Source organism: Idiomarina abyssalis, assembly GCF_900116625.1.
Classification (GTDB): Bacteria; Pseudomonadota; Gammaproteobacteria; order Enterobacterales; family Alteromonadaceae; genus Idiomarina; species Idiomarina abyssalis.
This window is the reverse complement of sequence record NZ_FPBE01000001.1, coordinates 154,113-163,608: the sequence shown is the minus strand read 5'-3', so window position 1 is coordinate 163,608 and position 9,496 is coordinate 154,113. Positions and strand designations below refer to the sequence as shown.

Genomic DNA, 9,496 nt, shown 5'->3' with positions numbered 1-9,496 from the left:
GAGCGTTACACTTTATCGAGTCGATAAACGCTGAATATCTGCATCACTTTTCAGATTATTAATGAAAGCTTGTAACATCACTTGTGCCTGGCGGTTCTGCAGTTGACTTTGCAGCTCATCAAGCTGCTCTTCGTTTGCATTACCCGGGTTAAATTCTGTCAATGCAACCACTGCAGCATCGCCATTAGGAAGCGCGACCGTGGTAAAGGTGTTTTCATCGGCAGTAGCAGACGGAGACATCGAGAACAGCTCTTGCACAATAGCTCTTGGATGCTCGTTATTGTTCCGGGTAATGCTATCTACCCAGACAATCTCGCCACTGGTTTCTTCGCCCGACTGCCAGGCCTGCATCCACTCTTCCGCCTGTTGCAGTGCTAATTCCTGAGCTTTCTCTACACGAAGTTCTGCAACAATCTGCTCGCGAACCTCGTCCAGATCTTTTACCCGCACCGGTTGATGTTCAGTCACTCGCACAACCAAAGAACGATCATCAGAGGTTTCAATTACGTCGCTGTTTAACTTCTCTTCAATTAACTGTTCTGAAAACAGGTTATTGAGAATGACGTCATCACTCAAAGGTGTTGGCGCTCTTTCACGAGTGAATAAGTCAGTCCGACGAACTGTAGCACCAATTTCGTCAGCAGCAGGCTCCAGAGTATCTGGCTGTTCAAAGCTAATTTCAGCCAATTTCTGCTGCTTTTCAAAATAACGGTCTTCCGCTTTTTCTGCTAACAGCTGTTGGCGAACTTCGTCTTCGACTTCACTGAATGGTGTTACCGTACCTTCACGTAAATCAGTCAGCTTAATAATGTGATAACCGAAGCTGGTTTCAACAATCTCAGATAAATCACCAATGTTTTCCAGCGCAAAAACAGCGGCATCAAAATCTTCGTCCATCATGCCAGCTTCGACCCAATCAAGGTCACCGCCCTGTTCCGCAGAGAAAGTATCATCAGAGTAGGTTTGCGCTACCTCAGCGAAGTCGGCGCCCTGCTCCAGTTCGGCCAACGCCTCTTCAGCTTTCTCTTTAGCGTTCTCTGTGTCGAATTCAATAAGAATATGCGACACGCGACGCTCTTCTTCGGTTGCGTATTGCTGCTGACGTTGTTCGTAATACTCACGTACTTCTTCATCGGCTATTTCAATATCAGACTCAATAGCCGCTAAAGAAAGCTCAACATAAGCAACGCTCAACTTCTCTTCCGTACGGAACATGTCCTGGTTTTGCTGATAAAAGGTCTCGATATCCGACTCAGCAACTTCCACCTGGCCCTCAAAAGACTCGTTATTTGCTACCAGAAACCCACCAGAACGCGTTTGGTTCTGTAAGCGCAAAAATGCTAAAGCCTCAGGTTCCAAAACGAATTCAGACTGAGACAAGCCCCGCAAAAGTTGATTCCGGGTCATGTCCTGCTGCATAACTTTAGCAAAAGCTTCCGGACTATAGCCCGCATTTCGTAACGCCATTAAATAGACGTCGTTATCAAACTGTCCGGCGGTGCGAAACTGAGGAATATCACGAATTGCTGCTTTAACCTGCTCTGATCCCACACGCATTCCGCTGTCTTCTGCGTACTGTACGAGTAATTCCTGTTCTATAAGCTGTTCCAGAACTCTGCTACGCAAACTACGCATGTATTCCGGATCGGAAGTAATGGCAGAAAACATATCGCCGAACTGCTCTTGTAAGCGGCTACGTTCGTTTTCATAAGCACGATCGTAGTCACTACGAGGAATTTCTTCTCCATTAACTTTTGCAACAGCATCTTCTGTGTCGCCGGTGATATAACCGCCAACACCTGCCAATGCAAAAGTTAGAATGATTAACACAAGAATGGCCTTAGCAGTAAAACTCTGCGAGCCTTCCCGAATCCGCTCTAACATAATAAGGCTTTCCTTATTTAACCTGAATAAACGACGTCACATTATAAGGTGATTCGTCTTAAAACTCACCATTCATACAAAAAAATAACCCGAGGTTTTATAAACCTCGGGCTACTATTATTATTCTTTAAAAAAAGCGCTAATGCGCTTTAATTAATTTACTGCGTCTTTCAGTGCTTTACCTGCTTTAAAAGAAGGTACTTTAGCAGCAGCGATCTGGATAGTCTCACCCGTTTGAGGGTTACGACCAGTACGAGCAGAACGCTCACGTACGCTAAACGTACCGAAGCCAACTAATGCGACTTGGTCATCTTTTTTTAGAGCATCAGTTACTGCATCGATCATTGAGTCCAGAGCACGACCAGCAGCAGCCTTAGAAATATCTGCACCTGCCGCGATTTTGTCAATAAGCTGAGACTTGTTCACAGTATCATCCCCTTAGATTGTTATTATCAAGTTTCCGTGGTTCCATTCGGATTTAAATGGGCCAAAACGGTTATATCAAGCTTGATTTAATTGTTCAAGCACCATTATGTCCAAATGGCTTTCCTATCCAGCTGTTCTTATGTCATACATTTGAATCAGCTTTAAACTCTAGGCTACCACAGTCGTTTCGATTGAAAACCCTTTTTACTCACTTTTTAACGAAAAAATGCGGTCTGAGGCATGATTTCTCATCCGCAGACCGCATTCTAGCGTTGGAATATGACTTTAGTATTAAGTCACTGGTTAATCTTTAACCAAAGCGACATCTAATACTTCATCAATCCATTTCACCGGTTGAATTACCAGGTCTTCTTTAACGTTATCGGCTATTTCTTTTAAATCGCGTTCATTTTCTTTGGGAATTAATACATGCTTAATTCCACCGCGATGAGCTGCCAATAGCTTTTCTTTTAAGCCACCGATAGCCAACACTTCACCCCGCAACGTAATTTCCCCGGTCATTGCCACATCAGAGCGTACCGGTTTACCGGTTAACGATGAAACCATAGCCGTAACCATTGCGATACCGGCACTTGGTCCATCTTTTGGCGTGGCGCCTTCAGGAACATGAACGTGAATATCGCGCTTCTCATGAAAGTCATCGGCAATACCCAGCTTATCAGCCCGACTGCGAACTACGGTCAGTGCGGTTTGAATAGACTCCTGCATAACATCGCCTAACGAACCAGTCGTGGTTGTCTTTCCTTTACCCGCTACATTCGTGGCTTCAATAGTGAGCAAGTCACCACCCACTTCAGTCCATGCTAAGCCAGTAACCTGACCGACTTGGTTGGCTTCTTCCGCTTTACCATAATCAAAGCGCTGCACGCCCAGGTAGTCACTTAAATTATCGCCGGTAATTTCAACGTGCTTAATTGAACTGTCCAGTAGAATTTCTTTCACCGCTTTGCGACACAATCGTGACAACTCACGTTCAAGGTTACGCACACCTGCTTCGCGGGTGTAATAACGAATAATACCGATAATGGCACTGTCCTGAACCGTAATTTCTTTTTCTTTTAAACCGTTACGGCCAATCTGCTTAGTCAATAAGTGACGTTTAGCGATGTTCAGCTTTTCATCTTCGGTATAACCGGACAGACGAATCACTTCCATCCGGTCAAGCAGAGGCGCCGGAATATTCATACTGTTAGAGGTCGCAACAAACATGACATCTGACAGATCGTAATCTACTTCAAGATAATGATCGTTAAAGTTAACGTTCTGTTCCGGATCTAACACCTCTAATAACGCTGAAGCCGGGTCTCCACGCATATCCGCCGACATTTTGTCAATTTCATCTAAAAGAAACAGTGGATTACGTACACCAACTTTCGACATTTTTTGAATCAGCTTGCCTGGCATAGAGCCAATATAGGTTCGACGGTGTCCGCGTATCTCTGCTTCATCACGAACGCCACCCAACGCCATGCGCACGTACTCTCTTCCCGTAGCTTTCGCTATGGACTGGCCAAGCGATGTTTTACCCACACCAGGAGGCCCTACCAGGCAAAGAATTGCACCTTTCACTTTTGTGGTTCGTTGTTGCACCGCTAAGTATTCAATAATGCGTTCTTTGACTTTCTCTAACCCATAATGATCAGCATCTAGCACTTTTTCAGCATGAGCTAAATCTTTCTTGATACGCGAACGCTTTTTCCACGGAACCGACACCATCCAGTCGATATAACCCCGAACAACAGTAGCCTCCGCCGACATGGGCGACATCATTTTCAGCTTTTGAAGTTCAGCTTCTGTTTTCTTCTTAGCCTCTGCGGGCATACGGGCGTCGTCGATCTTTTTCTGCAACTGCTCAAACTCATCGACGCCGTCTTCGGTTTCACCCAGCTCTTTTTGAATGGCTTTCATTTGCTCATTCAAGTAATACTCACGCTGGCTTTTTTCCATTTGTTTTTTGACGCGACTGCGAATACGTTTCTCAACCTGAAGGATATCAATTTCGCCTTCCATCAATGCCATCAGGTGCTCTATGCGCTCACGCACATCGGTAATTTCAAGAATGGCCTGCTTTTCTGCAAGTTTTAAAGGCATATGTGCCGCCATTGTGTCGGCCAGACGGTCACCGTCTTCAATACCCGATAACGACGTAAGTACTTCTGGCGGTATCTTTTTGTTCAGCTTCACATAGCCTTCAAACTGGTTCAGAGCCGACCGAATAAGTACTTCTTCCTCTTTTTCCGGTAACTCTTCTGCCGCCAAATAATGGATACTGGCCTTAAAGTACTCTTCATCATCCTGAAGTTCATCAAGCTGCGCACGCTGCTTACCTTCAACTAACACTTTCACAGTGCCATCAGGCAGCTTCAATAACTGTAAAACCGTAGCGACAGTACCCACCGGATAAATGTCATCATTGGTAGGCTCATCCACCGACGCATCTTTCTGTGCTGCTAAAAAGACTTGTTTATCCGCATCCATCGCCGCTTGTAAGCATCGAATCGATTTTTCCCGACCGACAAATAGCGGAATCACCATATGCGGGTAAACCACTACATCTCGCAACGGCAGAACAGGCATCGTTAATTGTTCGGTGCGTTCTTCGCTCATTAAATTCTCTCCCGACCTAGGTTTACTTTGTTATATGCGGTCTTTACCTGAAAGTTCAATCCTTGACAGAAAAAAAGGGCCAGATTGGCCCTTTTTTGAACACTTTTAATACAGTTTCGTATTACTCACCCGAAGCCTGCTTGTTTTTCTGTTGATTCGCGTAAATTAAAATAGGGTCTGATTCCCCGGCTATCACCGATTCATCAACCACAACTTTCACCACGCCCTCAATGGAAGGTAACTCGTACATAGTGCCTAGCAAAACACCTTCGACAATTGAACGCAGACCGCGAGCTCCTGTTTTACGCGCCATGGCTTTTTTAGCAATAGCCCGTAACGCGTCTTCACGAAACTCCAGTTCAACATCTTCCATTTCAAACAAAGCAGAGTATTGCTTGGTTAAAGCATTTTTCGGTTCACGCAAAATTTCAACCAATGCTTCTTCATCCAGCTCGTCTAGTGTGGCAACAACAGGTAGCCGTCCAATAAACTCCGGAATCAGACCGTAGCGAACCAAATCTTCCGGCTCTACTTTCGCTATAATTTCGCCTTCTTCACTTCGCGTTTTACTTTTTACTTCGGCGCCGAAACCAATTCCTGTTCCGGTAGACAAACGCTGCTCAATCACTTTGTTTAAGCCAGCAAATGCACCACCGCAGATAAACAGAATCTTCGACGTATCAACCTGCAAGAACTCTTGCTGAGGATGCTTTCGTCCGCCCTGAGGAGGTACAGAAGCAACGGTACCTTCAATAAGCTTCAATAAAGCTTGCTGAACGCCTTCGCCACTGACATCGCGAGTAATAGATGGGTTGTCTGACTTACGTGAAATTTTGTCAATTTCATCAATATAGACAATACCGCGTTGGGCTTTTTCCACATCATAGTCGCACTTCTGTAAAAGCTTCTGAATGATGTTCTCAACATCTTCACCAACGTAACCTGCTTCGGTCAAGGTAGTCGCATCCGCCATAGTAAACGGAACATCCAGATACCGCGCCATAGTCTCAGCAAGGAAAGTCTTACCTGAGCCTGTAGGACCTATCAGCAAGATATTACTCTTGCCCAGCTCAACTTCTTCTTTACCTTTTCCTGATGCACGTAACCGCTTGTAGTGGTTATAGACAGCAACTGATAAAACTTTTTTAGCGCGATCCTGGCCGATAACGTAGTCGTCCAGATGTTTTCGGATAGCTTTTGGCACAGGTAATTCATCCTGGTCCGGCACCGGCGACAGTTGATGAATTTCTTCTTTTAGAATGTCATTACATAACTCGACGCATTCATCGCAAATGAACACAGACGGTCCGGCAATGAGCTTCTTAACTTCGTGCTGACTTTTGCCACAAAAAGTGCAATACAGCGGCTTATCGCCGTCACCTTTGGACTGATCCGTCATGCTTTTCTCCTACTACTTAAGCGCCCGCTCAGGACTCTTCGCCACGCTGGCGTAAAATGCCGTCAACCAGACCGTAATCGATTGACTCTTCTGCTGATAAGAAGTGATCGCGATCGGTGTCTCTAGCCACTTTCTCGTAATCCTGACCTGTATTCTCAGCTAACATACGGTTTAAGCGCTCTTTCAGATCCAAAATTTGCTTCGCATGAATTTCAAAATCTGAAGCCTGCCCCTGGAAACCGCCAAGTGGCTGGTGAATCATAACCCGGGAATTCGGCAAGCAATACCGCTTACCCTGAGCACCACCGGCTAAAAGGAAAGCCCCCATGCTGGCCGCTTGTCCCATACAAACTGTGCTAACGTCTGGCTTAATAAAGCGCATTGTATCGTAAATAGCCATACCTGCCGTAACTACACCTCCTGGCGAGTTAATATACAAGTAAATGTCTTTATCAGGATTATCTGATTCTAAGAATAATAGCTGAGCCACAATAAGGTTGGCCATATGGTCTTCAACCTGACCACAGCAGAAAATCACACGCTCTTTTAACAGGCGTGAATAAATGTCGTAAGAGCGCTCCCCTTTTGACGTCTGTTCGACAACCATAGGGACTAGCTGTGCCATTGGATCCTGAATATCGCTCGACATGTGTTATAAAGCTCCTGAAATAAAAATGGCTCGTATGAAATCATACGAGCCATTAAACCAAGCTGTAGCGGGACCCGTCAAGGACTCCGTTACAAGAGATTACTGCTGCTTCGGATTCATAATGTCGTCAAAGCTTGCTTTCTTATCTTTCACAGAAGCTTTTTCCAACACAAATTCGATAGCTTGCTCTTCCAACGCTAAGTTGCGAACTTGCTGCATCATATCGTTGTTTGACTTGTAGTACTCGACAACTTCCTGCGGGTCTTCATATGCAGAAGCAGCTGTCGCAATGATCTCATCAACTTTCTCGTCGTCAGCTTTAAGCTCATTGCTGCGAATAACTTCGCCCAATAACAAGCCAACTTTAACGCGTTCTTTTGCCTGCTCTTCAAACAACTCAGCCGGCAATTCAGGCATTTGATCAGCATTACCACCAAAACGTTGAGCAGCTTGCTTACGCAGTTGATCGATTTCCTGGTCGATCATTGATTTCGGCAATTCAACATCGTTGTTTTCAACAATGCCTTTTAACACCTGTTCTTTAACTTTTGCTTTTACTGCGTTTTTCAGTTCGCGTTCCATATTCTTACGAACTTCTTCCTTCAACGCTTCAACGCCGCCTTCTTTTACACCAAATAACGCAACGAACTCGTCATTGAGTTCAGGCAAGTCACGTGCTTCAACTTTTTTAGCTGTTACAACGAACTGCGCTTCTTTACCTTTCAGGTTTTCAGCGTGGTAGTCTTCCGGGAAAGTGACTTCAATCGTCTTTTCTTCACCCGCTTTAATACCTTTAATTTGATCTTCAAAGCCCGGAATCATGCGGCCTTCGCCTAATTCCAGAGCGAAATCGTCGGCTTTACCGCCTTCAAATTCTTCACCGTCGATAGAGCCAACAAAATCCATAGTGACACGGTCACCTTTTTTGGACTTACGCTTAACTTCTTTCCAGTCAGCGTGCTGCTTTTGCAACGTTTCCAACATGTTGTCTACGTCTTTTTCGGTAACTTCAACAGCTGGCTTCTCAACTTTCACTTTTTCCAGATTTTGAACTTCTACTTCCGGATACACTTCGAACGTTGCAGTGAACTCAAGGTCTTTACCTGGTTCATTGACTTTAGGCTCAATTGCAGGTGCACCAGCAGGGTTCAACTTTTCCTGCATAACCGCTTCAAAGTATTTGCTTTGCATAACACTTGAAGCTGCACGTGAACGTGCTTCGCGACCAAACAGCTTTTGCAGTACATTTGGCGGAATTTTTCCTTTACGGAAACCATTCACGCGACGATGGCGATATTCTTCTTTTAATAAGCGTGTTACTTCGCTATCAATTGCATCTGCCGGGACTGTAATAGTCACACGACGCTCTAAACCTTGAGTTGTCTCTACAGAAACCTGCATTGCTTCATTACCTCGGTTTCAATCAATGAATGTCACTCGCATCAATTTATCATTATAAAAAATGAGATACGGCAACGGCGTTGACCTTTAAAAATGACGCAGCATTATAGCGAGGAGACCGCCCGGAGTCGAGTCCCGAGCGGCAATTTTTAAACTTCACTTTATTCGATGAGAAAAATACTTAAGATTTGTCTTCCAGCTCAAGAAGTAGATTATTGATTTCGCCCAGTTTATCCGGCTTATCGCCCCCCATATTTTCTTGGTCAGCCACTTCCGTTTCAAGCTCATCGTAACGCCATTGCTGCAACAGCTCAATCTTTTGCTCGTTTGAAAGGTCTGGATGATCAAACACAGCTTGCGGGGAATCAAACGCTTCAGCGGGATTCTTTAAACTTTTCTTAAAGTCCATAACAATAACTCCAGCCACGGGTTAACAGTGAAAGTTTTATTTATATATGACTTAAATGTAGCAGTACTGGCTGAAAAGAAAAAGGTCAAAGAGTGTAATGGTCGGCGATGCAGGATTTGAACCTGCGACCCCTTGGACCCAAACCAAGTGCGCTACCAAACTGCGCTAATCGCCGACAAACAGGAAATTTTACTATAAAGAAATGGGGTGGATGATGGGACTTGAACCCACGACAACCGGAATCACAATCCGGGGCTCTACCAACTGAGCTACACCCACCACTGAGTGATTTCTTTGGCGCGTTCTGGCGCACCCGGCAGGATTCGAACCTGCGACCGACGGCTTAGAAGGCCGTTGCTCTATCCAGCTGAGCTACGGGCGCATATCGAACCATTTTACCGTCTAGAGAATGGTCGGCGATGCAGGATTTGAACCTGCGACCCCTTGGACCCAAACCAAGTGCGCTACCAAACTGCGCTAATCGCCGAATTTCTCCGAAAGCCGTATCAGACGCAGCTTTTAAAAAGCAAATGCTGGCTGACAACGGGGGCGAATATTACCTGTTGAAGACTGACCCGTCAAACTTTTTTTCTGTTATCGGTGCCGAGTGGCTACTTTTACGTCAACCTGACGACTAAACCAACAACCGGTGACATTCAGGGCAGAAAAAAGTTACAATAGAACCCATATATCACCTTGA

General features: G+C 45.1%; 7 protein-coding genes and 4 tRNA genes. All 11 read right to left on the bottom strand.

Annotation, left to right across the window (positions count from 1 at the left end):
* Positions 1–12: 12 nt before the first annotated feature.
* Positions 13–1,884, bottom strand: a complete 1,872-nt coding sequence (locus BM359_RS00785; protein ID WP_054486998.1) for a SurA N-terminal domain-containing protein — start codon at positions 1,882–1,884, stop codon at positions 13–15.
* Positions 1,885–2,037: 153 nt separating this feature from the next.
* Positions 2,038–2,310, bottom strand: coding sequence for a nucleoid-associated protein HU-beta (hupB, locus tag BM359_RS00780; RefSeq protein ID WP_011234253.1), 273 nt, complete (start codon positions 2,308–2,310; stop codon positions 2,038–2,040).
* Positions 2,311–2,613: 303 nt separating this feature from the next.
* Positions 2,614–4,938, bottom strand: coding sequence for an endopeptidase La (gene lon / locus BM359_RS00775; protein ID WP_054486996.1), 2,325 nt, complete (start codon positions 4,936–4,938; stop codon positions 2,614–2,616).
* A gap of 121 nt (positions 4,939–5,059) precedes the next feature.
* The gene (clpX, locus tag BM359_RS00770) at positions 5,060–6,337 is read right to left on the bottom strand and encodes an ATP-dependent protease ATP-binding subunit ClpX (RefSeq protein ID WP_054486994.1); all 1,278 of its coding nucleotides are present in this window, start codon (positions 6,335–6,337) and stop codon (positions 5,060–5,062) included.
* 28 nt (positions 6,338–6,365) lie between these two features.
* Positions 6,366–6,986, bottom strand: a complete 621-nt coding sequence (gene clpP, locus BM359_RS00765) for an ATP-dependent Clp endopeptidase proteolytic subunit ClpP (RefSeq protein ID WP_011234256.1) — start codon at positions 6,984–6,986, stop codon at positions 6,366–6,368.
* Between the two features lie 99 nt (positions 6,987–7,085).
* On the bottom strand, positions 7,086–8,387 hold the full coding sequence (gene tig / locus BM359_RS00760; protein ID WP_054486992.1) for a trigger factor: 1,302 nt from the start codon (positions 8,385–8,387) through the stop codon (positions 7,086–7,088).
* A gap of 181 nt (positions 8,388–8,568) precedes the next feature.
* The gene (locus tag BM359_RS00755; RefSeq protein WP_054486990.1) at positions 8,569–8,796 is read right to left on the bottom strand and encodes a hypothetical protein; all 228 of its coding nucleotides are present in this window, start codon (positions 8,794–8,796) and stop codon (positions 8,569–8,571) included.
* Between the two features lie 98 nt (positions 8,797–8,894).
* A tRNA-Pro gene (locus BM359_RS00750) sits at positions 8,895–8,971 on the bottom strand.
* Between the two features lie 28 nt (positions 8,972–8,999).
* A tRNA-His gene (locus BM359_RS00745) sits at positions 9,000–9,075 on the bottom strand.
* Positions 9,076–9,101: 26 nt separating this feature from the next.
* Positions 9,102–9,178: transfer RNA gene (locus tag BM359_RS00740), tRNA-Arg, on the bottom strand.
* Positions 9,179–9,206: 28 nt separating this feature from the next.
* Positions 9,207–9,283 (bottom strand) — tRNA-Pro (locus BM359_RS00735).
* Positions 9,284–9,496 lie beyond the last annotated feature (213 nt).